We start from the raw sequence: 24042 nt of genomic DNA on the forward strand, positions 1-24042 counted from the left end.
AGCACTAATTGATTCAATTAAAACACTTTTTCATATAGGAGTGTTTTAAAATGAATACAGCCACGACTGCCCCTACTGTTCCTCCAAAAAGACGGATTATTCGCCTTCGAGAAGTAAGAAATCGAGTTGGCTATAAAACTTCAAATATCTATCGCTTAATTTCTCTAGGCGAATTTCCAAAACCTACTAAATTTTGTTCATACAGCGTTGGCTGGTATGAAGATGAAATTGCTGCATGGGTTAATGCCCGTACACAAAGAGAGCAAGGTACCAGTGATAATAGAATCATTCGTATGTCTGAAGTCGAAGAGTTAACTGGATTTAAAAGAAGTTATATCTACGGTTTAATCCGAAAAAATAAATTTCCGCAAAGTATTGCTATTGGTGCTCGCATTGTGGGTTGGGATGCCAATTCTGTTCTTGAATGGATTGAAGCTCAAAAAGTAAGTGAGTAATCCATGAAAAAACACAACTCAATTAAAAAGCTTGTCTTGTTCGCGTTACGTGAACACTGGCTCATCACTATTCAAAACAATCAATTGGTATTTAAAAAAGAGTCTCTTGGTACATCTTTTTATTTATGTATTGTGCCAACAAAACTTAAAAAATGGTTATCCATGCAAGGAATCAGAAATGTTTAAAAAAATACTACAAAGCACAAAACCAAATCAAGACAAAATAGACCCAACTGAAGAAGTCGCCATGATAGTCACATTGGATCAGTTACGTCCATATGAACATAATCCTCGTATTACACGTAATCCTTTATACGATGAGATTAAAGCGTCTATTCGAGAGCGTAACCTTGACCATGCTCCTAATATTACCCAAAGACCTAATGAAGATTTTTACATCATCTGTGATGGGGGAAATACTCGGTTAGCCATACTTAATGAGCTTTGGTCGGAGACAAAAGAAAAACGTTATTTTGAAATTCTCTGTTTTTTCAAACCGTGGCAAGGAGAACTCAAGGCATTAACCGGACATCTTGTCGAAGATGCTATGCACGGTCAACTGACCTTTATAGAACGAGCACTTGCCGTTGAAAAAACACGCAGCTTTTATGAAGAAGAGGTAGGCAGAGAAATCACTCAGAAAGAACTATCAGAGCATTTATCCAGTAGTGGTTATCCTGTATCACAAACACATATCAGTAGAATGCAAGATGCCATAAATTATCTCCTGCCTGTTTTGCCCATCGCTTTGTATGGTGGTCTGTCAAAAAATCAAATTTCTAAATTGTTAGGGCTAAGAAAATCAGCACAAACCGTTTGGAATGTACGCATCACTGTAATGGAAGTTTCTGAAAATTTTGCTGATGTTTTTCATGATTTATTGTCTTTATTCGATTGTGAACCAGAGCAATTTAATCTTGTTGGCTTTCAAGATGAATTAACACACCGTTTAGCAGAGTTGTTTCAATGTAGTTATGACCTCATCATACTTGAAATGAATGTAAAACCCGGACAATTACTCCAACCTCTTGTTTTGCCCCCACCCATTAATGTTATTGAGTCTGAGTCATCACAAGAATTGTCAGAATCAATAAAGCAACTGAAAGAGCCTATTGTCTTGCCTAAAGAGACACTGGCACATCAACAACAAGAGAGTGTAGTAAATGAAGCAGATGAAAATGAAGACGATGAAGAAACTCAAGAAACTGAAGCTAATGAGACAACAAGCACAAAAACGCATCTTGCATCTGCTGTGCAACCCGTGCCATCAAATAAAGTCAAAGCCATTCAACAACAATTAGCAGCGCTTACTGGTGAGTCTTTTCCTGATTTGGTGCAAAGTGCTGTGCAATCAATACCAGCACAAGCCAATAGCTTATATCCAATCACTGATATCTGGTTGATTGAACCTAACCAAGATGAACCACAACGGCTACGACTCTTAATAGGGCAATTTGCTTTAGAGATCGCGGACGAGCTGGAGCAAAGCAGCCTTATTGAAATGTGTGACAATGAACTCGGTTACATCATTGTGCAAGAAGAGTGTGATGACATTACAGGTCAAACCCTCACCATGCTACTCAAAGCCCTTTCTGGACAAGCTTGTGTGTGCCCTGACTTTTATATTCGATTATCAGCGTTTCTGATTGGTTTGAACCAACACACAACCGGTATTTCACGGCTGAGTGACACTGGACTGGTGAAACTTTTTCGCATCATTAGATTGGCTCGCCGCCTATACGACTTAACAGCAGCATAGAGGGAAGAAGAAATGGAAAATAATTTAATCAATCAGGCCATCATTGCCCAAGTACTATTTTGTATGAATAACGGCCAGTTAAGACGCTGTATGAGCCTTGGTTTTCAAGAAGATGACCTCAAATTTTTACGCGACCCTGAGGCACTAAGTATCCTGATGAATACCTCTGTTAGTTGGTGCAAAGTTTCTGTAGACAGAGAAGTTTTATTTCGTTTGCTGCAACGTGCTCAAGACAATGAACATGAAATTGAAAAAATAGACAAAATGTTGAATCTTGGTGCAAGCAGTAAAATGATCAGTGATGTCTTTGGATTGAATCACCGTGAAATCGCTTTTCGTAAAAGAATCTTAGGTATTGATAAAAAACAAGGTCGTTGGCCTGAAGTGACGGAAGAACAAGATCATCTACTCTGGCGTAAATGGCAAGACATTATTAAAAAAGACAAGTTGGAAATCACAAATCAAACAGACATGGCCTATTCATGTATGCGAGTATCAGAAGAGACAAATGTCGCAATGGCTATGATCTGGCAGATCATGACCGAAGAATGGCTCAATGATAACGAGAAAGATGACGATGACTAATTTACCCGATGGCTTTATTTATAGCGGTAATCCTCATGAAAGCGTCCCTCGGGCGCTTTTTTTAGATAGAAGGATCACACCAATAGAGCGTAATGCCTGGCAAGTAATTCGTATGTTGCTTCAAGCAGATCAAATCACAGCATTTCCTTCTTATGAAGAACTCAAGCCCTATTTAACTTCTTTACCCTACGCGGATAAAGCATCAAGTGAAACTGTAGCCAGAGCCATGACTATACTCAGGCTCACACGTTGGCTCAGTCTCTATAAAAAACGCCGTTCCTCTAGCGGTCATATCCAAAGCAATTTATACATATTACATGATGCACCAGTATCTCTACTTGAAGCGCTTGAACTTGACCCAGAATACTTATATTTAGTGTGCCAATCAGTCAATCATGCCAGTAAATCAATTCAAATTGTGGCAAGTAAAATTCTCGAAGAAATCAACCAAGACCCGACTTTATCAAAAGCTAAACTGCCAACAAGGCTCGAAATATTGATTGAACAAGTCAACAGACAACGTTATCCACAGCGATATGCCAGTTCGGAATCCGAAGTGACCCAAAACAACTTAATTCGGAATCAGAAAAAACAGCATTCGGAATCCGAATCAGGTCAAAAAGTCAATAATATCAATAGTGTTCGGAATCCGAAGTCAGACGTACGTAGTAGTAAAAGTAATAATATAAATATACTACTACAACAAGGTATGGTGATTCCTGAACGATTTAAGCAATTACCACAACAACAGCAACAAGCCGTTTTAACGTCTATGCAACATTTATCTTTACCACTACAGCAACAAGTGTTTATTGAATGGGATAAACGCTGTGCCACTCATCAAGTCAGAAATCCCCCTTCTTACCTATTTGGGATCATTCAAAAAGCCTACAAGGGTGAGTTAAATGCACTTGTTGAAACACCCACTATGCCACAACAATCAACCCCACCACCAATGGCACAACCTAAGACAGAACCAAAAATTGAATCAAAAAGAACGGATAGAGACACAGCACGTCAAAAATTAGCTGAAATAAAACAAATGATTAAGACTCATGGACGATAAATGGAAGAGTTTATGCCAGTTGGCATAAACTCTTCCATTTGATGTACACAACTAAAAACCAATAATTGCATGATGACAATTTGTATTTATTCTGACTAAAAGGCACAGAACCGCAATGCTACACACTCCTTTTATTCTTCAATCAACTTAGGAGTGATTAATTATGGCAGATTTAAATCTGGGCGCACTACGCAGTTCCATTCAACTCACCATTCATACACACCATGCGGCAAGACTTTGGAGTGGCAGAGCGCATACAGAGCAAGAGCGCGGTATTATTGGCTTAAACATCTTTTTGTCTATCGTCAATAAAATGAGTCGTGGCGAGGCTCTTGGCGATCCTTATGCAGACTACTGGATTTTAGAGACTAGAAGCAAACTTGACTCAGTGGATATATTACTTAAATCCATCAAGGAGGAAATCAAAGAAATTTATAGTTATGTGCCAGAAACGCTCAGTTTGACGGATAACTTAAATGTCCAACCAGCCAAAATTACGATTTTTGCCGGCTCTCCACTTGGGTTCAGTGCAATTTATCTTTTAACCGACTTTGACGAGATTGTCCGAAAAGCTATTTTAGCCTGTCATATTGCGTTAATTGACCGTGAAACCTTGCACCGTTGGATTAATGCCGGTGCTCATGCTTTGCGTAGTCTGTTTGCAATGGTGCTTCCTTACCAATACTCTGGCGCAAAACGCGAAGACTTCATTGCTAAAAATGCTGTTGCTCGTGCAGCAATTGAGAAATTTGGTATGTTGCCGCAATCCATCTTAGATGCACCTACCTCTCAAACCGATGCGCCAGAAGAAGTCCCCGAACTCGTTATCGAAGGCGAGGAGAGCTTGGCACAATTTGATGAAGCAGATGACTCAGAGGAGAAAGAATGACTCAACAAAACTTTTTTCCTTTGGAACAGAGTGTCTTCCAGAACTTGGAACATGCGCCCTCTCTAAAAGGTTTTATATTACCTTTTAAAAGTAAGAGAGCCATGAGCGATTTTGGGCAGATGTGTTTATCGCTCAGAACACAGTTAATTCATTTGGCGGAGTTCAATATCCTGGCGCAAACCAAATCATACCCCTTTGCGATTTTACCAGTGCAGTTGGCTTTACAAACCACTGGCGCAGGGACGGCATTTTTACGCTGGCGAACAATGGATCGATCGAAGATGGGTGTGTGGTTATGGCAAGAATTACTGAACAAAGTGCCTATTCACTTAATCGCAGATTTGTATGCCATAGAAAAGCAGCGAATCACACTAAACATGCAAATCAGCCTACTACACACGATGATGCGCCAAGCAAACGAATGCGCGTTAAAAATGGAACAAGCGCAGCAATGCTATGAAGCACGCTTGCCACAAAACAAGGAGAACACATAATGAGTACATTTTTTTTAGGAGAAGGCAATATCTGTTCAAAACCAGAGTTTCGCTCATTCCCAAACGGCAATAACCCACCTCGCACTATGATGCGTTTAAATGTGCGTTTTGATAATCCAGTTCCTAAAGACGGTGGTTATGAAGACCGAGGTGGTTTTTTTGCGCCAGTGGAAATTTGGCATTCTGATGCTGAACATTGGAGTGAAAATATCTATCAACGCGGTATGCGTATTTTGGTTGAAGGTCGAACGGTCATGCAAGAATGGGAAGACAATGACAAAAAACCGCGCTTAACATTTAAAATTGAAGCAAGACGTATTGCCATTTTACCGAATCGTGTGGTGACTATTGTGATGAAAGATAAACCATCACAGCAAGAGCCAGAAAACGAACCGCCAGAACTGTAAACTGTTCTTTTGGGGCGAAGGTGTCAGACACTTTCGCCCTTTTTATGTCCATCAATAATTCAGACTTACCTAAATCGCTTTATTCACCTTACTTGCTGCATAAATTTGTCATATTGAATCGTCTATCACAACTCATATGAGGTTAAATTTATGCGTTTATTTCTATGCGAAAAACCATCCCAAGCCAAGGATATTGCCAAAGTGCTTGGCGCAACACAAAGAGGCAATGGCTGTATTAACGGAGACGGTGTGACAATAACATGGTGTGTCGGTCATTTGCTTGAAACAGCCCCTCCAGAGGCTTATGACGAAAGCTATAAAAAATGGTCATTAAGTCAGTTACCCATTGTGCCGGACAAATGGTTACTCACAGTTAAAAAAGAGACTCAATCACAATTCAAAACAGTGAAAGCACTCCTTAAAAAAACCACTGAACTGATTATTGCGACAGATGCTGATCGTGAAGGTGAAATGATTGCGCGAGAATTGATTGATTATTGTTCATACCGTGGCAAGGTTAAAAGATTATGGTTATCCGCACTAAACGAATCATCCATTCGCCAAGCCCTATCGTCTTTGAAAGACGGCAATGAAACCTTGCCCTTGTATCATTCTGCATTGTCTCGTTCCCGAGCAGATTGGCTCATTGGCATGAATTTAAGTCGTTTGTTTACCTTGCTTGGACGACATGCAGGCTATGATGGTGTGTTGACTGTGGGACGTGTACAAACACCGACTTTAACACTGGTGGTCAACCGTGATATGCAGATTGAAAAGTTTGTTGCCAAGCCTTACTGGACAATTACCGCTAAACTTGCCAACAATCAAACGCCATTTATAGCCAACTGGATACCGCCTGAAGCTGTGACCGATGAACAAGGTCGATGTATTCACCAAAATGTAGCAGACAGCGTTTTCAATCAAATTCTGTCTGGCCCCAAAATGGCTCAAGTGCTGTCTGTCACAACAGAAGCCGTCAAAGAGACCGCCCCACTTGCTTTTGATTTAACAACATTACAAGTAGTCTGTTCCAATAAATTTGGCTTTGAGGCACAAGAGACCTTGGATATTGCCCAAGCTTTATATGAAAAACATAAAGCGACTACTTACCCGCGTTCAGATTGCGGCTATCTGCCTGAGTCAATGCGATCAGAAGCTGCGGTTGTGCTTGATGCTATTGGTAAGACTGACCCAAGTATGCTTCCTGTTCTTGCTAAATTGGATATCACCATTCAGTCACGTATCTGGAACGATAAAAAGCTTACCGCTCACCACGGCATTATTCCCACTCTTGAACCTGTGAATCTTGGCTCAATGACAGAAAAAGAGCGGTTGATGTATCAATTGATTCGTAGTCATTATCTGGCACAGTTTATGCCTCAACATGTTTACAACCGAACGGTGGCACAATTACAGTGTAATGATGCTTTGTTTCAAGCCACTGGTAAGCAGATTGTTGAAATGGGTTGGCGTTCTTTGATGAAAGACACCAGTGAAGAAGAGGTACTGGATACAACTCAAAGCCAAGTTTTACCCCCATTGACTGAAGGCATGGTATGCGAACTTAAACATGCAGAGCTTGAAACTAAGCAGACTAAACCACCAAAGCCTTATACACAGGGTGAACTGATCAAAGACATGAAGAATATTGCAAAATATGTGACCGACCCACGTTTGAAACAAAAACTACGTGATACAACAGGGATAGGCACGGAAGCAACACGAGCTGGCATCATTAAAAACCTGATCACAAGAGGCTTTTTAATCTCAAAGGGTAAATCAATTCGCTCAACGGGTGCGGCATTTTCTCTGATGGCTTTTGTGCCAAAGACCATTACTGATCCAGGCATGACTGCTATTTGGGAACAAGCTTTAGATGATATAGAGCAAGGTCATATCACAATTGATGATTTTATTGCAAAGCAAAGCCAGTGGATCACCCAACTGGTGCAGCAATACGCGCAATCCAGTATGAGTATTGAGCCAACAAAAACACCAGCAAAAGAAACGCTCCCTTGTCCAGAATGCGGTGCGGCCACTGTTCGCAGAAATGGTCAATACGGTGAGTTTCTGGCTTGCTCTCGTTATCCTGAATGTAAAGGCATTATTAAGGGGAAAAGCAAAAGTAAAAAGAAATAAACACCGCTTAATCCCATTTCTTTGTGTTTTTTATAAGGGATATAGGCAAAATAGCTTCTGACAACAAATGGCTATAGTTTTGTTGTCATAGAACTGAGTTTTATTTGTTATTCATATTTCTTATCCCTTTGCCGACTCTTTATGGGTCGGCCTTTTTTTGTCTGAAACAGACAGCTTTTCGTTTTGCATAACTGCTCGTTGATTTTCTTACACAGTTCAAAATTTCTCTGTGGCGATATGCCACGTAAATTTTTTAACCAACTATGTAAGGAAATCTATTATGATGATTTTAAGTTTATTTGATGGAATGAGTTGTGGTCGTGTGGCTATAGAGCGTGCCGGTATCCCTGTTACTGCCTACTATGCAAGTGAAATTGATAAGTTTGCCACCATCATCAGTCACAATAACTACCCTGATATTGTACGCCTTGGGGACGTGACAAGGTGGCGAACATGGGATATTGAATGGCAAAAAATTGACCTTCTAATCGCAGGTTCACCATGTCAGGGGTTCAGCTTCGCAGGCAAACAACTGGCTTTTGATGACCCTCGTTCAGCATTATTTTTTGTGTTTGTAGACATACTCAATCACATTAGAAAGCACAATCCAAACGTGAAGTTTTTACTGGAAAATGTACGCATGAAGAATATTCATAAAGACGTGATCAGCTCACTACTTAAGGTTGACCCCATTATGATCAATAGTGCGCTGCTTTCGGCTCAAGATCGTAAGCGACTTTATTGGTGCAACTGGTCTGTGACACAACCAGAAGACAAAAACATTCTACTGAATGATGTGCTTTTGCCAGTCTTCTCAGATGACTATTTGTGTAGCCCAGGCTGGCATCATTGGTGGGAAAAAAAAACAGTTTCAACTGCAAAAGAAATACTCATTAATTTGTAACAAGCAATCCAAAGCCATTACCCTGACCAGCAGAATGTATGCTAATTGGCAGGGAAATTTCCTTGATGTTTCTCATCACTTCATTTCTGAACCAAGACTCAATAAATTTTTACCCAATAACTCTACCGAGCGTTATGTTGGCTCACTTGGCAATGTGCATCAAAGTAGCCGAGTCTACAATACGGCCAGTAAATCCATAACACTAACACATAAGACGAACCCAACTGGTTTATACCTGCAACAAGATAACTTTCATACCTTGTCTGAAGGTACTTATATCCGCAGACTTGATCCAATTGAGTGCGAACGTCTGCAAACGCTGCCTGACAATTATTCAAAGGGTGTCAGTGATACGCAGCGATATAAAGCACTTGGGAACGGTTGGACGGTTGATGTCATCGCCCATATCTTAAGCCAGCTTTCTTAACTTCCTATCTTTGACCCAAGCCATAGCCTATTTAGGTTATGGCTTTTTTAATACAGATTATTCTAATCCGCATTTATCACCAGTTTATGCGAGTGTATCTCACATAATTCCTCTGCTAAACGCTGATGTTTTCAGCAGCACACCCAAGCAAGCCACAGTCTGCGAGGTTTGCGGTACATAAACATGTACTGGCTTCATTTCTTTTCAAACCTAATGGGATTTCACCTGTTAGTTAATTTCATTACCTATCCATTTTTCACATAAGGAAAATAAACCATGAATAATCAATGTATGAATCGTTTACAGATTACAGCAAATACCAAAAATATCGAGGCTCTGCATCAATGGGCTAAAGGCAAAACACCGCCAAATCATTTACGCGCCGTTAAACAAAGTATTAAATTTTTATTGGCTGGACATGTTGACCTTGTTCAACCGACCAAAAAATTTGAAACTCCAGCGCCTTATCCTTATTTATCACCTTATCGAGAACATGTTTTAAGCAATTACACCAAAGAAGATATCGCCTATACAAAATGGCTACGCTTTTTTAATCAAAATGCGTCTTTATCACCTAGAAATATAGACTCTATTAATCGCTGGTATCAAGAAAGTCAGTTAGCCAAAGTAAGATGGTATAGCCTAAGTGCTGTTCAACGTGAAATGATTTGGCTTGTATTGGATGGGCAATATTTATATTGGTCGTATCTGATGCAAGAAAGTCGTTATCTAACGCCTAAAGAGTTTTGGGATGCCTTGGATGCACCGCCTTCTCCATATCGTTTAGATTTTCGGGTCATTAAACCGAGTAGACTTAATTGTCATATCAATGGTACAGATGGCAAATTATTAATTGCACCTAAAGAGGATGAATTTCGGTTTAGTCTAGTAGATCGTTATTTAAAACTCTATTCAAACTCTCTTCCATATGGTTTGGATGTCAATATTTTACATGTAGACGCTGAAAACTTGGTGGTTGATTTTGATACTTCTGATCAGATGCTCAGTCATGGGATTTTAGAAAGCTTGTCAAAGGACTATCAGTGTCGTGTTGAGTATATGTTTTATAACAGAACTACTCAAGGTGTAACACGTTATGAAAACGGTCTGTTTGGTTATGTACATATGATTGAGTCTGATTCACTGATGTTTGAATTCAGCAGAAAAAAAGCATTGGATAACGTTGCTCAGTTATTTCACTATCCTCATTAAATTGTTTTGGTATTTTAGCCCTGTTCATTCAGGGCTATTTATCCTGAAATGCAAAATTACTTATTCTGCTTTCTTTCAGAGAATAAATCTAAATGATGCTATTTTACATTTTCATTCCTGCCCTGATAGGGAAGCAGCACACTCACTTTCATCTATGTGCGGACTGTTTTAATACAGTAGAAAGTTTATTATTTTAATACTGATGTAACTTTTCTGGTTTTATCGATAACCCAAGCAGGTTTTCTAATATTTTACCTGTTGAGATATTAGAAGACCTGCTCAGGTTATCAGTGTTCCTGCCTTGCTTGTAGGCGAATACAAGAACCGTTTGTGCATAGATTTGCGCCAAAATAAAGGCTCTCGCCACGACAATGAGCCGATAATGATTTTTCATTATTTTGTGGCAACTTTCTAATCGCCAGATATAAAACTCTGGTTATTTTTATCATTTATTCACAACAACTGAAAGGAGCAATATGCAAGAAATACGCTGTACCCATTGCAATAAAAAATTAGCTGAAGGCACACTTTTGAATTTACGCATTAAGTGTCTTCGTTGCAAAAGCATCAATTACTTTTCAACACATTAATCAAATAGAGTACCTAGAGTACCTAATCACCTAAACAAATAAGAGTACCGCGAGTGCCATACAAGGACATTGTATGACACTGATTCAACGCAATTTTAAGCATGACCCTACAAGATTTAACGTCTTATCGTCTGGTGGCGGCACACAAAGCATCGCCATCATATGCTTAATACACGCTAAAAAACTCCCTAAACCTGACTGCATTGTGATGATTGATACAGAGCGCGAAGCAAGCAATGCACTGAACTACCAGCGACAATACATGATGCCGATGTGTCATGAAATAGGACTGGATTACTATATTGTTGAAAAGTCTCTTATCAGCCCTATCGACCTTATTTACCCTAAAAATGGCACAGTCTTACCCGGTTATCATTCAGAATTTAATGGACGTAATAAGAGTGGTCACTGTAAAGGGAAACAACCAGGATATTGCTCAGTTAAATGGAAAAGTGACGTTTTTCAAAAGTTTCTAAATATGCAGTACGGTGAACGCTATCTGACTAAACGAGGGGTCAATATATGGCTTGGCATGTCTTTTGATGAGCCTAAACGCATTAAAACAATCCTTGGGAAGTGGCAAAGAAAATATCCATTGTTTGAAATGATGATTACAAGGGAGACGGCAATAAAATTAGTTGAAGATTATGGACTACCGACACCACCACGATCTGCTTGCTGGATGTGTCCGAACCGCAGTGATGCTGAATGGCTTTGGATGAAAGACAATGTACCAGAAGACTTTAAAAAAGCATGTGAGCATGAAAAAGAGCTTCAGCAAGATTTTCCTCACTTGTGGCTCACTCGGTATGGTGTTCCTTTAGATAAAGCCCCTTTTCTATCTCAAGACAATATGACCAATTTAACCCAGTTCTGTGATACCGGCATGTGCTTTAGTTAATGTACATCAGTATCTAATCCAGATAAATAGGGTTAGATACTGAATTTAAGAGCAATATTAACTTTCCGGTCTATGGCATATAATTCAGCATCTCGTGAATCAAAAGGAAATCCAATAATAGCGGTTTTATCTATAAACACCGATAATTGATGTTTTAATAGTTTGGCTTTATTTGCTTCTACTTCCATTTCAGCAGAAAATGGCTTTCCCATTAATTTTAGTATCTTATTATTTACTTGAATAAGTTCTTCTATACGCTCTTTGTGCTCAATAATATATTGAGGAAACGGATAATCATTATGGGTATCAGGAAGTAGAAATTTTCGTCCTGCGATTTCAATCATTATTGCTTCCATTTATTTCACAATCATTAATCTTATCGTTGATACCAAGATGATACATCAATATCACTTCTACGTGTTCAATCAAATTTTAAGTATAACAATAATCGTTTTTCACTTCACATGACTAAAACAGCCATATTAAAACACACACAACTTATATCCTGTTTTATCTGATTAATCCCCTCGGTATTACTACACTTTGAGGCTGTTTCGTTAGCGTTGCTGACAACACACCCAAGCGAGTTGCGGTCTGTGAAATTCGCGGTACATGTACTGTACTGGCTTTATTTATTTTAACCCAATAGGGGATACCCCTTTTGGGGGTGTGTACCTAATTTCTAAGGACATCTATCATGACAATTTACAATAATAGTTTATCTATTCTTACTTTTAAGCCTCAAATGGAGGAATTATTAGCCTTATTTGGTACTAAAAATGAAAGCAATTGTTACCAGCCTTTTCATTTAAGAGCAATTAGACACAGTATTAAACTCTTTACGGCTGGTTGTGCCGGTATTTTGCAGCCTGTCACTGACATGGCATATGCACCTTACCCTGATTTAGTTAAATTTGGACAAGGGGAAAATAATAAAGCCAATGAAGCTTTTAGTGTCTGGTTGAAATGTTTAGAAGCTGATATTCCACTTTCGTCAATACAAAGTGAAAGAATCTGTTCGCTATATGAAGACACCGAATTAACAAACCTAAATTGGTTTAATTTGTCACGAGAACAAATAGCCATCATCGTCCATTTGTTTAATCAAAATGGCGATTATTGGTTTGGGCATTCCGGGCAAATAACCGAAGATGATGCAATTTTTTATTGGAACAACTATTTAGATATACTTCCTTTGCAAGCTGATTTCGATTTGCGTTATATTGTACCCACAAGTTTAGCCTCGGAGCTTAATGGTCATAACAAATTGTTAAAAGGCATTGAATCTATTCGAGACTTTTATATCAAAACTTATTGTGTTGATAGTCCTGAAATCAATGAAATCAACGTCATGCCACAAAATGATTTTGGCCTTATTGTTGAATTTGATACGCAACTGGCACAACTCAGTGAAAATGTCATTATTGCGCTCTCAGGTCAACATAAATGTGATGTAGTCTATACTTACAATACATATGATAACCGATATGGTGATGTGATTGTGGCTCAAAAAGGACGCCTGCTCAAAATGAATGATGATTAATTCATAAAAAATAGCCCTGTATTAAGGGCTATTTTTCTTTTTACCAATGAGACACAAAATTAGAGTTTTGTTAAACGCGCAATCTCAGCAGCTAAATCAAATGACTCATCATCATCGTCTTCTTCATCTTCATCTTCATCATAGGCAGCCATATTACTTGGTTCGTATTCACTTATTCTTGTTCTATCAATACCATTGTAAGAACCAGTACCAAATTCGCTATCCTCGTCCAGTACATCTTCTGCTTCATCTATTCCATGTTCGACACACACTTCAAGTAATTCAATACCACGCTCTATTGTTTCTTGTGTTGAACCATTGAATACATAATGTTTACCTAGATTGAGCATAGCCCCTAAATGACCCTGCTCAATCGCCATTTCATAATATTTGACGGCCTCACCAAAGTTTTTCTCAATATCAAAAACAACACCCAAATTATATAAGACTTGAACATTCCCTGTATCGACAACGGAAAGTAATATCTCTTTCGCTTCTCCGATATTATCGTCATTCATAAGTACCGCACTAAGATTATTTGCAGCAGTGAAACTCCCCATTTCAACGCCTTTTCTTAACCATTGGGTTTCAGATTCAACATCATCTTGTTCTTCATACATTCTTGCAATCGATACACAAGCTTCTGCATGTCCTTTTTCGTATGCTTCTAAAAAATAGTCATAGGCTTTTTGACTGTCATCCATTTCTCTGTAGATCAGCCCCATATTGAAGATTGCTGGCACATAGCCTTTTTCACCTGCTTCTTTAAAGTATTTCAGTGCTTGTTTGTATTCACCCTGATCCATATGAATCCGCCCCATACCACTAATACCACGTGCATTACCAGCAGCTATTGCAGTGGTAAACCAATTATGAGCTTCATCAAAATCTTCATTATCTAAGAAATAAAATCCGAGTTGGCACATTGCATCGCTGTCACCTGCACCTGCTTGCTTTTTTAATAATGTTATGTCCATTTTCCTTTCCTATATGTTGCAGTTGTTGATTGATAATGTACTAATTAAGTCAATTAGTTATAAAAAGTTGATTGTCATTATCTATGATGAAGCGGATAAATAAAAATAGTTTTAAACGATCAATTTAAGATATATTGATCGCCCAAAACGATCAGATGAGGTGAATAAAAAAACAGGCTGAAATAGCCTGCTTTTTTGAGTTTAAGAAATTACATCAAATCTAGTATTTTGTATTCTAATCTTAATACATTATTTGAATAGAATAGTTCGGTTTGTAAAATAACACTCGTTTCTTTTCCATCTACAAATAGAATACATTCTACGTTCCATTGTCCATCAGTATATTGTATCTCGTCTTTTACCATACAACTATTATCTTCATCATACTTATCTTTATTGCCTTTTATAAAGTAAAATTGAATAAGATTATCTTTTTCTGGGTCATATTCTTTCAAAAATTGCTCTAATGGTGGTGGCTGTATCTTAATGGGCGGTTCGCTATATCCTTCACAATAATCAAGAATCAGTTCCTTTATTTCTTCAAATACCTCTTTGGCATCTACCTCTTCACCCTCTATTTCTGAAGTGTACAACTTATTAAAACTGTCTAAATCATCATTGTTTATCATGTCACACAGCTTTTGTAGTAAAGCATGGGTTTGTTTTTTTAAATCTATTCCAGATATTGCCATTATTTATACCCTTTTTCCGTTAACCAGAAGATTAGTACGTGAATTTTTTCTAAATCCACTTTGTTTTAAATCAGTCTGGGCTATTAAGACCAAACAATCTGCTTCATCATCTTTAAAACCTGCGTTTTTTAGGGACTCCCGAGCAATTCTTGCTTCTTCTGCTACATTATTTATGCGCCTAGCTTGTTTCTGAGTCTGGTTCGCAATGTGATGTGGTGTACCACCTGTTTTTTGAGGTTTAGGGCCAGGCTGTCTTCCTGTTATAGCAACCGTGATTGCTTTACTATAAACATAAGCTTTACCATTTTTACCTGTACCACTTAGACCTTTAAAGGCAGCTCCTTGAAAGATATGATGTGAATCCTGTAATGTACCTGTTATTCTATCTTGCACACTGGTGTGTGTTCCATACTGAATACCACGGTCATTGAGCATTTTCTCACACTCTTTTATCTTACATTTAGCTAACCCTAATGGATCAAGCCAAGTAAAGATATTTGGTGCAAATTGATAAGGATTTTCACCACCAACTAAACCAATTGGGTCTTGGCTAACAAATTTACCATTTAACGGTTCATAGTATCGAAACAAATTATAATGTAAACCTGTTTCATTGTCATAATACTGATTTTGCAGCCTAAACGGTTGGTGAGCATTCAGTATATTTGTTTCATTTTCCACGTTACCCCATGCGGAATATTCAGCAAACCACGCCAACTCACCTTGCTCAGTAGTCACTTCTTTTGGCATACCCACTTGGTCGGTATGCAGGTAATTAATCGTAATCGTCTCTGAGGTGTAGTTTCTGACTATTTGTGCCAGTGGAACATAAGTACTACTTTGATATAAGTAGCTATAAACCGTGTTTTGTTGATAATGATATTCTTGCAGTAATCGTGTGCCTTCCCATACAAATCGCACTAAAGACTGATTTTTGTTTTTTTGAGCAGCCATATCAATTTGTTGTTTGCTGATTCGTCTACCAAAGGCATCATAGGCATAGCCCCATGTTTCGCACCGTTCAGCCTGTTCAATATGGACTACTGATAATTGATTTTCAGTGTCGTAGGCTAAGTGCAACACTTCACCGTTGGGTTTCTCACGCTTAATTAAGTTACCTAGTTCATCATAATCATAATGAATCTGGTTATATACTTCAGTTCGGTTTGCATGAGTATTAATCGGTCTACTATTTGGGTCATCTTTAAGGGGAGACCATGTTTTATCTTGCATCATTCGGTCATAGTAGGCTTTATCTTTAACCGCTTTTTGTTGTTGTGGCTCAAGCGTAGAGTCAATGAGGTTATGTGCTGGGTCAAACGTAAAGCGTTCCTCCCCAACTTGAGTAATTTGGCCTAACTTGTCATAAAGGTAAGCAACCGTTCCTGTTCTTAAATCCGTACTTTGTTTGAGATTACCTGCTTTATCATATAGGTAACTACGCTTAACAGGGGCGGTTGCCACCAGCCATTGATTTTTATCTTCCGCTTTGAGTTGAGTCTGTGGTGTGGCTACTTGATGTTGGAGTCGCCCCAATGGGTCTAATCCAAAATAGCTGGAGAGTGAACCTTGGGTACGGCTGATTTCGCGATGTAAATCGTCTCGTTCAAAATCACTGATGATTGTCCCATCTATATTAATCTGATGCAGATGACCACTGCCATAGAACAAATAATTGATCATTTCACCATTAGGTAAGATGGTTTTTGTTCTGTTGCCAAGCGCATCATATTCATAGCCTACAGTGGTTTCTTGTCCTCTGTGTAAGGTTGATTCAAAGATTAATTGTCCCACTTCGTCATACTGTAATTTGATGCAACTGTGCTGATTTGTCGCTTCAATTAATTGCCCAAACCGGTCATAGTCAAACTGGCTGGTTTGGGTCTGTGGCGTAAACATTGCCCTGTCTTTGCTTGTCACGTTCTCATCATTAAACAGCCAGTCAGAAAGCTGTTCAGATAGACTACTGTGGCGATGACTGGTCTTTTTAATCAGTTGACCCAAAATATCATGTTCAAAACGATGCTCTATTAAAATACTGGCTTCACCGCGCTGGTGTATAATTTGCCCATGCTCATATTGAGCAATCAGTTCTTGAGCAGCATTAAACTGATATTGTGTGACTTTGCCATCCCAAGCTCTTTCTTGGGTTAAATTGCCCAGAGCATCATACTCAAGTGAGTAGTGGTCATGGTTTTCGTTGGCTAACAGGACAAGATTACGTAGCTTGTCATAAGAATAATGAAAAGCATGTCCTAGTGCATTAATGCGAGTAAGTGGTAAACCGTCTTTATCTAAATGATATTCTGTACGCTGTTTTAGGGCATCTTCAAATGCCGTTAATCTGCCTAAAGCATCATATTGGTAGGACTCGGTACTGCCATCAGGATAAATTATTTCAGTAAGCTGATTGAGTGAGTCATATTGATAGCGTGTCACATAATTTAACGCATCAGTGATTGCTTGTACCTGACCTTTGCTCGTGTACTGAATCTGTGTTTTTTTACCTGAACAATCTGTTAATTCTGTTAATTGTGCAAATTCATCATAATGAAATAAAGCATCTTTACCCAATGCATTAGTCGCAACAGTCAACAAACCACGTTCATCATATTGATAGGTGGTCTCATTATGTTGAGGATCAATAACTTTTGTTAAGTTGCCTTTTTTGTCATATTCGTAAACTGTACTATTACCTTCAGTGTCCATGATTTCAAGCGGTAGCCCTGCCAAATCTTCATCTTCATGATAGAAAATATCCAGTTGAGCACCAGCAGCGTCAATTGAAGTGCTCAGGTTCCCCATGTCATCATAGTAAAAACGAACAGTACGGTCTAAGGCATCTGTTTTGCTCATGATTTGCCCATAATCATTGCGCTCGATATGGGTTGCATTGCCCAGCGCATCAATCTCAAAAATGACTTCTTTATTATCGTCATAGCCAATGACATGAGTGTGACCTAAGACATTAGTAATTTGGGTTTGACCAATTTGATAATCAAATAGCCATTCTTCCTCTAAATTTGTCCAACTGCGTTTAACTTTACCTTTTAAATTATATTGATCATATTCATAATAGGATTCAAGCCCATCGGGTTGACCGTGCATTGTCATCATATGGTTGTTATAACTAAACTGACGTTGACATTGATTTGCACTGTTATAGATAGCAACTAAATCCCCTTTATCTGAGTAGTCATAACGAACCAATGTTTCATTATCTAAACTGACCTGAGTCAATCGATTGACTTTACCTTCATGGGGCAGAACACCACTTAAAGCAGATATTAACGTGGTTGCAGCATCGTAAGTAGCATCTGGTGCAAGCTCTATTACTTCAAACTTGAGTTTAAAAGCACGTCCAACACTGTCAATTAGTTCTGTTGGGTAAGCTGTATCATCATAAATTAGTCGAATATGCTGCTCATTGCGATCCAGCATAGCAACCATTGGGTAAATCTTATCTTGTGCCTGAACAGGACTAAACCATAGTCTTAAGGCTTTATCTGTTGATGTGATTTCATATACATTAGGACGAACAGCATTAAAATAGAGTAATTCGTATCGGTCAAAATAGGGTTCATCATCTGGTTCAGTGCTAAATTCTACTTCTGGTAACTCAATCTCTCTACCTTGGTCATCGATATAAATAAAGCCATCACTGGTTTTAATGAGACGATGGCTAAAGGGTAAAGACCAACCTTGACCTAACCAGCCGTTACCAATTTGATCTGAATAATAACTGCGTTGCCAAACAAGAGGCATAGTGCCATCAAAACGAAAATCTGTATCCAGTGAACCAAATAACGCTTTAATCCCTAAAATCGGATTAATTGGGTGTCCAACGGCTGGCTGACCTTTGCACTTCACACATTTAGCACTGCCCTGATCAATGATGCAACCATCAGCACCAAAGCCCGGAGGAGGTGAGCCTGTAATAATGGGGGTGGCAAATGTTTTAGCGGGTGGTAATGGCCCTTTTTTGCCTGGCACTAATGAAGCGGCCATCACTGCTGCTTGTGCTGCTTCAGATAATCCCTCATGTCCCATTGATGCAGCAACTTCACCGCCAACATCTGCGACCATTTCAACCATTTGTGGTAATTCTACATTGTCTATTTTTTCTGGTGGATTTGCGGAACTGGAAGGGATAATTGCAGGAGTGCTTGGTTTTGGTATCAGTACACCGACTGTATTGCCATATTTTGCCATGATTTAACCTTTGTATTGAACAGGCTAATTATGCAGCCTAATTATACAAAATAGTTAAATATAGAAAATAAAATGTGAAATAAGTATGCCTTAAGTATTATTTGTACAACAAAACATGACAAGCCTATTATTTTAAATAAATATCAGCATAAATTACGGTATCTGCTTTAATCAATATTAAGCTGACTTGTGAAACTCTTTCTCTATTTAATTAAATACTGACCAGCCCAATTCTCCTTTCTTTCTGACTCTTTTTACTAATCAAACGATGATACAGCCATGTTTAGTCGAGGTACTCGACAACATCCCAGGCAATCATGGTTTTTAAGATTGCGGTATCTGTTAAAGATACTAACCATCGGCCAGCTCGTCAAACACCCACCTACACGAGCGATTATCATTTTGATAAGGGTGTTCCATTTATTTAACCCTAAAGGGATTAGCCCTATAGGGCGACTCTCTTAATTTACAAAAGAGGAATGAATTATGTCTTTTTGCGCGAATCGTCTTGTTATTACTGCTACAGCTCCAAGAATGGAGTTTATCAAAGGTTTTTTTGGTTGGTCTGATAGTGTTGGGCCAGTTTATCCTGCCCATAAAATTGCTCTTAATCAGAGTCTAAAGTTTATTCTTTCTGGTTTTGCCGGTATTGTGAAAAACTTAGAGATACCTGAACGTCAAGAGGCACTGAGTTCTGAGCAAAAAAAAGCTGAAATGGCTGGAAGTCTGGCCTATTCATCCTGGCTTAATTTATTTCTCATTAACCAGCCCTTAACCAGTGCTACATGTGTCAAAATCAACGAGCTGTACCAGCAAAGTAAATTAAGTCAAATCAAATGGGTTGACTTAACCGTTAATCAAAAAGAGCTTATTGAGTTCTATTTAAGAACCGGCTCTTCAGATTGGTTTGGCCTTTCTAAAGTTCTTGCCAGTTCAGAAGTCGCGAACATTTGGGACAACATTTTAGAAGATATCCCGATGATGAGTAAACTTGATTTAAGATCGATTATTCCAACATCCATACAGTCTGAAATCAATGCTAATCTTAATTTGTTTAATGAGATACCTAGCCGACACGATTTCTATATCGACCAGTATGGTACGGAAATCGTGGAAATAGATTCATTAGAAATTCAAAAAAAAGGTTTTCAAATGATTATTGACTTTGATACACCTCTGACACAAGTGAATGAACAAGTCATTACAGAGCTTTCTAAACTTTTTCTATGTACTGTTGAGCATTATGCTTCTATGCAACAAAGTAATTACTGCTGTTACGTGAAAGCAGACAATGGTAATTGTCTTGCTGTACTCGATGACAACATTGAGAAAGATGAACAAGGTAATGTGATTGGTCCAAGTTTTATTATGTGTAATGTGGCTCATTACGGTAAAGACGACTAAGTTTATATCAATTCTATTTCTAACCCTTGGGGTATTCTTGCCCTCATGGGCTTTGAATATCCCTTTTCTTTTTAAAGGAACACTCATGGATATTCAAAGTATTGTCAGTTTAAAAGATTTGGCTTTAAAAAAGTCTCTTACCCTACCAGCTTCAATTTTAGATAAAAAAATTGAGTTGTTTTACCCCGAAGCCATCAAAAATGATGAATTTACACTCCATTATAATGAAGACGAGGAAATACTGACGCTTCACTATATGCAATATGACCCATTTGCAGATGACTATTGGGAATTTACTGATGTCGGTGAGTTCATCACTAAAGTGACAGATGAGTTGATTGAGTCATTAACTGAACAAAACAAACCGTTTTTTCAAATTGCGACTTATGAACACGGTACTGTTTATCATTATCCTATTGCATCAAGCGCAGATGTCTGTACTTGCCGTTGGGATACTCGCTTTGGTGGTGTGTTTGTCCCTTCTGAGTGGTTTATTCAAGATTGTGAAAACAACCAAGCTACTATGCTTGAGCGTTTAAAGTCTATCTTTTCAGCCTATTCTGACTGGTGTAATGGTGAGGTCTATGTACTTAAAAGCGATACTTACCATTTTAAACACTCAAATCAGGATGTCATTTTTATTGATGATTCGGATTGTACAAGCAACTATATTGGCTATTCCAGTACCTTGAATGAGTTACAACAACTTATTTAATTCTCATTTTCTTAACCCACAGGGGCATTCACCCCCTTTGGGATGCTCCTATTTTTTATATTTTAAGGAGTATTTTATGACTCAGGTTTTTTATGTTCCCGGCTCAACTGGTTTTATAGATATGGTACGTCATTCTGAAACGGATGATGAGCCACATGGTCTTTATAGTGGTCAACCTTTAAGCGTAAAGAAACAACAGTATCCTAACTTAATTGTTGATACAGAAGAAAATGTAATGAATGCCATTCGAGCCGCAGCCAGAACTTCTCCGAAAGAGATTTCAGAAGAAGATTATTGGAATGCCTTGGAATGTTTACCTCCTGTCGGTTTTTGTGGTGATCGTCAAAGCAGTTCATTTAAATTTCTTGAGGGGTATACATTAGATATCACTTATATTTATGTAAAAGTATTACATGAAAATAAATACCGATATTTTGAGTTCTTAGATGTAGAAACGCTTACCCATCAAGAAATCATGGCGATCATTCATGAAAGCAATGTACTGACCGTTCACAATTAGAACACACTAATTATTATTTTTTTAACAGTCCATAGGGATCAGCCTATGGGCTGTATCCCTTGATTGATATTCAAGGAGATGATTATGTTAGACAAACAACGAGTAAAAACAGAATTACCCCTACTGATTATGTTTCACCTTCCTCTTTATCAGGGTCATTATGACTATAAAATCATTGATGATAGCCCTAAAACACTTGTTAAAGACTTCGCTCCAAAACCGATACAAGGAGTCGTTGTCAATAAACTACTTGATGGTTCATTAGTCATTAAAACAGGTGAAAGAGCATTTTGTTTGGTTGAGCACACTTTACTGAAGAATATTCCCCAAATCGGTGATGAAGTACGTTTTATGCCCTATACAAAAAGAGATTTTGATGGAGAGTTTGTTATCCCCAAAAACACTTTACTTATCGAAGCCAATGGAAAGTTTTATCAAGAAAAACAAATGGTCGACTGTTCGGATAAAGTTTACCTACCTTTTTCATCTTATCGTTCTCGTTTAAGAGAGCTTAAAAATAAACTGGAAGAATTACGTGCTTCAGATGAAACGCGGCGCATAGCGCACATGCTTGTTGATGCTCATGCTCAAAACTTTTCATTAGAAGAACGATATAACCATTCTTTTGCCAAGCCTTTTTATAAGAAGAAAAAACCGTATATTCCGCCTTCTATCTCCTTTGATGTTTCTACAACAAAGTTTGAAGGACGTGTGGTGCTTTATTACCAAGAAAAAGAACAGCGTTTTGCGGTTCAATTAATCAAGGAGAATAACATCTTTCTTGATTTAGCTTTAAGCAGTCCTGATTTAGATTCAATTGGCTTTATTTTGGAACAACTCATTGATGATGGCAGTTGGAAAAAAATAAAAATTGAAGTATTAAACAAAAAGATACCTTTATGTTAATCCTCTTTGGGGCGTGAAATCTACATGTCCCAATTCTTATTTCTTGCCCCTTGTTTATTTCTAATCAACCAAAATGAGCCTGTCTTAGTCGATGTATTCGACAAGCCCAGGCAGTCTTTAGGTCTTCAAAGCTGCGGTATCTTTTCAAGATATTGACCATTGCCAGCTCGTCAAGCACTCAATACACGAGCGATTATCAATTTGATAAGAGTGTTTTTATTTTTTTATTAGAGGAGTTCGTTATGAATTGCTGTCTCAATCGTTGGTATATATCAGCGCCTACTTACAAAATGAAGCCCATTAATGTGTTTCTTGGTTTAGATAAACTTGATAATGATCCGTATTATGCGTTTTTATTTGCCATTAAAAGAAGCATAAAAATTTATGTTGCTGGTTGTGCTGGCATATTAAAGCCAGTAACAACTATATATAACGCACCAAACACTGAGATTATCAGTCATGGCATTGGTGAAATTACGCCAGAAAATACCGCATTTTCATACTGGTTATCCTTTCTGATTTCTGATTGCCCTTTAGATAGCATCTATAGTGGCATGATTGGTGATTTATATTATGAAACTGGTTTATTGAATTTGGCTTGGGAATTTATGCCAAAAGAACAGCAAACTATTATTCATGAACTGTTTAAGCGTAATAGTTTTAGCTGGTTTAAATTGAACACGCCAATTAGCTTAGAAGATGCGGGTTGTTTATGGTATTCATTGGATGACCCTGTTTGTCAGTTTGTCCCATTTGATTTGCGATATTTTATGCCAACGACTTTAGCTAAAGAGATTTTGAGTGAAAGTAGTTGTGATATCGAAAATAATCCAAGTTTTCAGCGTTATTTTGAACACTATGGTGTAGAGCAATCTCAATTCAAAATCATGAAACATCAATTAAATGATAATTCGACCATGATTGAGTTTGATACTGATAATACGTCATTATTGCCAGAAGTTATTAAGCAGTTTTCACAAAGGTATCAATGCAAATTAACGTATTATTACTTTTCTCTTAAATATGATTTTTGCGGCAAAGTGATTGCTCAAAAAGGTCAGCTAATAGAGGAGCGTGCGGATGAACTTCATTACACATACTCTTCAGATGGCGATGAAAAGAAGTTAATTGGCCCTGAATATATCCTTGACCAATTGATCTTATAAGTTGTCTTAAATCGTTGTACTTAGTTTTTTAACCCATTGGGGCATTTCCCCACAGGGTTAATGTCCCTAATTTTTTATT

Annotated in this window: 24 protein-coding genes; 20 read left to right on the top strand and 4 right to left on the bottom strand. The window is 38.1% G+C overall.

Translation table 11 applies throughout. The features are described from left to right. The first annotated feature begins 50 nt into the window (after positions 1-50). From IPMB12_RS12140 to IPMB12_RS10835, 14 genes are all read left to right on the top strand, one after another. Positions 51-455: a helix-turn-helix transcriptional regulator gene (locus IPMB12_RS12140; RefSeq protein WP_208293498.1), complete on the top strand. Its 405-nt coding sequence runs from the start codon at positions 51-53 to the stop codon at positions 453-455. Positions 456-458: 3 nt separating this feature from the next. Beyond that, positions 459-641, top strand: coding sequence for a hypothetical protein (locus IPMB12_RS10775; protein ID WP_166917419.1), 183 nt, complete (start codon positions 459-461; stop codon positions 639-641). Then, complete coding sequence (locus tag IPMB12_RS10780; RefSeq protein WP_166917420.1) at positions 634-2214, top strand: ParB family protein; 1581 nt, start codon at positions 634-636, stop codon at positions 2212-2214. Before IPMB12_RS10775 ends, IPMB12_RS10780 begins: the two co-directional genes overlap by 8 nt. 12 nt (positions 2215-2226) lie before the next feature. After that, complete coding sequence (locus IPMB12_RS10785; RefSeq protein WP_166917421.1) at positions 2227-2799, top strand: DUF2857 domain-containing protein; 573 nt, start codon at positions 2227-2229, stop codon at positions 2797-2799. Further along, on the top strand, positions 2792-3865 hold the full coding sequence (locus tag IPMB12_RS10790) for an STY4528 family pathogenicity island replication protein (protein ID WP_166917422.1): 1074 nt from the start codon (positions 2792-2794) through the stop codon (positions 3863-3865). Before IPMB12_RS10785 ends, IPMB12_RS10790 begins: the two co-directional genes overlap by 8 nt. Before the next feature lie 163 nt (positions 3866-4028). Next, a complete protein-coding gene (locus IPMB12_RS10795; protein ID WP_166917423.1) occupies positions 4029-4754 on the top strand; it encodes a PFL_4669 family integrating conjugative element protein in 726 nt (241 codons plus the stop codon). Continuing rightward, positions 4751-5248, top strand: a complete 498-nt coding sequence (locus tag IPMB12_RS10800) for a DUF3158 family protein (RefSeq protein ID WP_166917424.1) — start codon at positions 4751-4753, stop codon at positions 5246-5248. Before IPMB12_RS10795 ends, IPMB12_RS10800 begins: the two co-directional genes overlap by 4 nt. Then, positions 5248-5655, top strand: a complete 408-nt coding sequence (locus IPMB12_RS10805) for a single-stranded DNA-binding protein (protein ID WP_166917425.1) — start codon at positions 5248-5250, stop codon at positions 5653-5655. The genes IPMB12_RS10800 and IPMB12_RS10805 overlap by 1 nt, the downstream gene beginning before the upstream one ends. A 150-nt stretch (positions 5656-5805) precedes the next feature. Further along, positions 5806-7794 carry a DNA topoisomerase III gene (locus tag IPMB12_RS10810; RefSeq protein ID WP_166917426.1) on the top strand — a complete coding sequence of 663 codons (1989 nt, stop codon included), beginning with the start codon at positions 5806-5808 and terminating at the stop codon, positions 7792-7794. Between the two features lie 280 nt (positions 7795-8074). Continuing rightward, the gene (locus IPMB12_RS10815; RefSeq protein WP_166917427.1) at positions 8075-8698 is read left to right on the top strand and encodes a DNA cytosine methyltransferase; all 624 of its coding nucleotides are present in this window, start codon (positions 8075-8077) and stop codon (positions 8696-8698) included. Beyond that, positions 8613-9125 carry a DNA cytosine methyltransferase gene (locus tag IPMB12_RS10820; protein WP_208293499.1) on the top strand — a complete coding sequence of 171 codons (513 nt, stop codon included), beginning with the start codon at positions 8613-8615 and terminating at the stop codon, positions 9123-9125. The genes IPMB12_RS10815 and IPMB12_RS10820 overlap by 86 nt, the downstream gene beginning before the upstream one ends. A 276-nt stretch (positions 9126-9401) precedes the next feature. Further along, the gene (locus IPMB12_RS10825; protein ID WP_166917429.1) at positions 9402-10337 is read left to right on the top strand and encodes a DUF1281 domain-containing protein; all 936 of its coding nucleotides are present in this window, start codon (positions 9402-9404) and stop codon (positions 10335-10337) included. Positions 10338-10813: 476 nt separating this feature from the next. Continuing rightward, a complete protein-coding gene (locus IPMB12_RS12305; RefSeq protein WP_166917430.1) occupies positions 10814-10927 on the top strand; it encodes a Com family DNA-binding transcriptional regulator in 114 nt (37 codons plus the stop codon). Positions 10928-11000: 73 nt separating this feature from the next. Next, a complete protein-coding gene (locus IPMB12_RS10835; RefSeq protein WP_166917431.1) occupies positions 11001-11828 on the top strand; it encodes a hypothetical protein in 828 nt (275 codons plus the stop codon). Positions 11829-11860: 32 nt separating this feature from the next. Here IPMB12_RS10835 and IPMB12_RS10840 read toward each other — a convergent pair whose 3' ends face one another. Next, positions 11861-12172, bottom strand: a complete 312-nt coding sequence (locus IPMB12_RS10840; RefSeq protein ID WP_166917432.1) for a hypothetical protein — start codon at positions 12170-12172, stop codon at positions 11861-11863. A 353-nt stretch (positions 12173-12525) separates the two neighbouring features. Here IPMB12_RS10840 and IPMB12_RS10845 point away from each other — a divergent pair, with 353 nt between their 5' ends. After that, positions 12526-13371, top strand: coding sequence for a DUF1281 domain-containing protein (locus tag IPMB12_RS10845; protein WP_166917433.1), 846 nt, complete (start codon positions 12526-12528; stop codon positions 13369-13371). A gap of 59 nt (positions 13372-13430) precedes the next feature. Here the strand turns inward: IPMB12_RS10845 and IPMB12_RS10850 are convergent, their stop codons facing one another. The 3 genes from IPMB12_RS10850 to IPMB12_RS10860 all read right to left on the bottom strand — a co-directional run bounded on the left by IPMB12_RS10850 (position 13431) and on the right by IPMB12_RS10860 (position 19252). Further along, positions 13431-14297, bottom strand: a complete 867-nt coding sequence (locus tag IPMB12_RS10850; protein ID WP_166917434.1) for a tetratricopeptide repeat protein — start codon at positions 14295-14297, stop codon at positions 13431-13433. A gap of 260 nt (positions 14298-14557) precedes the next feature. Further along, positions 14558-15040 carry a hypothetical protein gene (locus IPMB12_RS10855; protein WP_166917435.1) on the bottom strand — a complete coding sequence of 161 codons (483 nt, stop codon included), beginning with the start codon at positions 15038-15040 and terminating at the stop codon, positions 14558-14560. Positions 15041-15043: 3 nt separating this feature from the next. Beyond that, positions 15044-19252 (bottom strand): RHS repeat-associated core domain-containing protein, encoded by a 4209-nt coding sequence (locus IPMB12_RS10860; RefSeq protein WP_166917436.1) that lies wholly within the window; start codon positions 19250-19252, stop codon positions 15044-15046. 486 nt (positions 19253-19738) lie between these two features. Here IPMB12_RS10860 and IPMB12_RS10865 point away from each other — a divergent pair, with 486 nt between their 5' ends. The 5 genes from IPMB12_RS10865 (at position 19739) to IPMB12_RS10885 (ending at position 23963) form a co-directional block, all read left to right on the top strand. Beyond that, positions 19739-20656 (top strand): DUF1281 domain-containing protein, encoded by a 918-nt coding sequence (locus IPMB12_RS10865; RefSeq protein ID WP_166917437.1) that lies wholly within the window; start codon positions 19739-19741, stop codon positions 20654-20656. 85 nt (positions 20657-20741) lie between these two features. After that, positions 20742-21371, top strand: coding sequence for a hypothetical protein (locus IPMB12_RS10870; RefSeq protein WP_166917438.1), 630 nt, complete (start codon positions 20742-20744; stop codon positions 21369-21371). A gap of 76 nt (positions 21372-21447) precedes the next feature. Continuing rightward, positions 21448-21891 (top strand): hypothetical protein, encoded by a 444-nt coding sequence (locus IPMB12_RS10875; protein WP_166917439.1) that lies wholly within the window; start codon positions 21448-21450, stop codon positions 21889-21891. Between the two features lie 84 nt (positions 21892-21975). Further along, complete coding sequence (locus IPMB12_RS10880; protein ID WP_166917440.1) at positions 21976-22797, top strand: hypothetical protein; 822 nt, start codon at positions 21976-21978, stop codon at positions 22795-22797. 242 nt (positions 22798-23039) lie between these two features. Continuing rightward, positions 23040-23963 (top strand): DUF1281 domain-containing protein, encoded by a 924-nt coding sequence (locus IPMB12_RS10885; RefSeq protein ID WP_166917441.1) that lies wholly within the window; start codon positions 23040-23042, stop codon positions 23961-23963. Positions 23964-24042: the final 79 nt, after the last annotated feature.

Origin of the sequence: Zophobihabitans entericus (assembly GCF_011745665.1) — a bacterium.
GTDB classification, from domain to species: Bacteria; Pseudomonadota; Gammaproteobacteria; order Enterobacterales; family Orbaceae; genus Zophobihabitans; species Zophobihabitans entericus.

What these genes read in the sequence shown, in the direction of transcription:
- IPMB12_RS12140 (WP_208293498.1), top strand. Translation starts at nt 51, where the DNA reads ATGAATACAGCCACGACTGCCCCTACTGTTCCTCCAAAAAGACGGATT.
- IPMB12_RS10775 (WP_166917419.1), top strand. Translation starts at nt 459, where the DNA reads ATGAAAAAACACAACTCAATTAAAAAGCTTGTCTTGTTCGCGTTACGT.
- IPMB12_RS10780 (WP_166917420.1), top strand. Translation starts at nt 634, where the DNA reads ATGTTTAAAAAAATACTACAAAGCACAAAACCAAATCAAGACAAAATA.
- IPMB12_RS10785 (WP_166917421.1), top strand. Translation starts at nt 2,227, where the DNA reads ATGGAAAATAATTTAATCAATCAGGCCATCATTGCCCAAGTACTATTT.
- IPMB12_RS10790 (WP_166917422.1), top strand. Translation starts at nt 2,792, where the DNA reads ATGACTAATTTACCCGATGGCTTTATTTATAGCGGTAATCCTCATGAA.
- IPMB12_RS10795 (WP_166917423.1), top strand. Translation starts at nt 4,029, where the DNA reads ATGGCAGATTTAAATCTGGGCGCACTACGCAGTTCCATTCAACTCACC.
- IPMB12_RS10800 (WP_166917424.1), top strand. Translation starts at nt 4,751, where the DNA reads ATGACTCAACAAAACTTTTTTCCTTTGGAACAGAGTGTCTTCCAGAAC.
- IPMB12_RS10805 (WP_166917425.1), top strand. Translation starts at nt 5,248, where the DNA reads ATGAGTACATTTTTTTTAGGAGAAGGCAATATCTGTTCAAAACCAGAG.
- IPMB12_RS10810 (WP_166917426.1), top strand. Translation starts at nt 5,806, where the DNA reads ATGCGTTTATTTCTATGCGAAAAACCATCCCAAGCCAAGGATATTGCC.
- IPMB12_RS10815 (WP_166917427.1), top strand. Translation starts at nt 8,075, where the DNA reads ATGATGATTTTAAGTTTATTTGATGGAATGAGTTGTGGTCGTGTGGCT.
- IPMB12_RS10820 (WP_208293499.1), top strand. Translation starts at nt 8,613, where the DNA reads ATGACTATTTGTGTAGCCCAGGCTGGCATCATTGGTGGGAAAAAAAAA.
- IPMB12_RS10825 (WP_166917429.1), top strand. Translation starts at nt 9,402, where the DNA reads ATGAATAATCAATGTATGAATCGTTTACAGATTACAGCAAATACCAAA.
- IPMB12_RS12305 (WP_166917430.1), top strand. Translation starts at nt 10,814, where the DNA reads ATGCAAGAAATACGCTGTACCCATTGCAATAAAAAATTAGCTGAAGGC.
- IPMB12_RS10835 (WP_166917431.1), top strand. Translation starts at nt 11,001, where the DNA reads ATGACACTGATTCAACGCAATTTTAAGCATGACCCTACAAGATTTAAC.
- IPMB12_RS10840 (WP_166917432.1), bottom strand. Translation starts at nt 12,172, where the DNA reads ATGATTGAAATCGCAGGACGAAAATTTCTACTTCCTGATACCCATAAT.
- IPMB12_RS10845 (WP_166917433.1), top strand. Translation starts at nt 12,526, where the DNA reads ATGACAATTTACAATAATAGTTTATCTATTCTTACTTTTAAGCCTCAA.
- IPMB12_RS10850 (WP_166917434.1), bottom strand. Translation starts at nt 14,297, where the DNA reads ATGTGCCAACTCGGATTTTATTTCTTAGATAATGAAGATTTTGATGAA.
- IPMB12_RS10855 (WP_166917435.1), bottom strand. Translation starts at nt 15,040, where the DNA reads ATGGCAATATCTGGAATAGATTTAAAAAAACAAACCCATGCTTTACTA.
- IPMB12_RS10860 (WP_166917436.1), bottom strand. Translation starts at nt 19,252, where the DNA reads ATGGCAAAATATGGCAATACAGTCGGTGTACTGATACCAAAACCAAGC.
- IPMB12_RS10865 (WP_166917437.1), top strand. Translation starts at nt 19,739, where the DNA reads ATGTCTTTTTGCGCGAATCGTCTTGTTATTACTGCTACAGCTCCAAGA.
- IPMB12_RS10870 (WP_166917438.1), top strand. Translation starts at nt 20,742, where the DNA reads ATGGATATTCAAAGTATTGTCAGTTTAAAAGATTTGGCTTTAAAAAAG.
- IPMB12_RS10875 (WP_166917439.1), top strand. Translation starts at nt 21,448, where the DNA reads ATGACTCAGGTTTTTTATGTTCCCGGCTCAACTGGTTTTATAGATATG.
- IPMB12_RS10880 (WP_166917440.1), top strand. Translation starts at nt 21,976, where the DNA reads ATGTTAGACAAACAACGAGTAAAAACAGAATTACCCCTACTGATTATG.
- IPMB12_RS10885 (WP_166917441.1), top strand. Translation starts at nt 23,040, where the DNA reads ATGAATTGCTGTCTCAATCGTTGGTATATATCAGCGCCTACTTACAAA.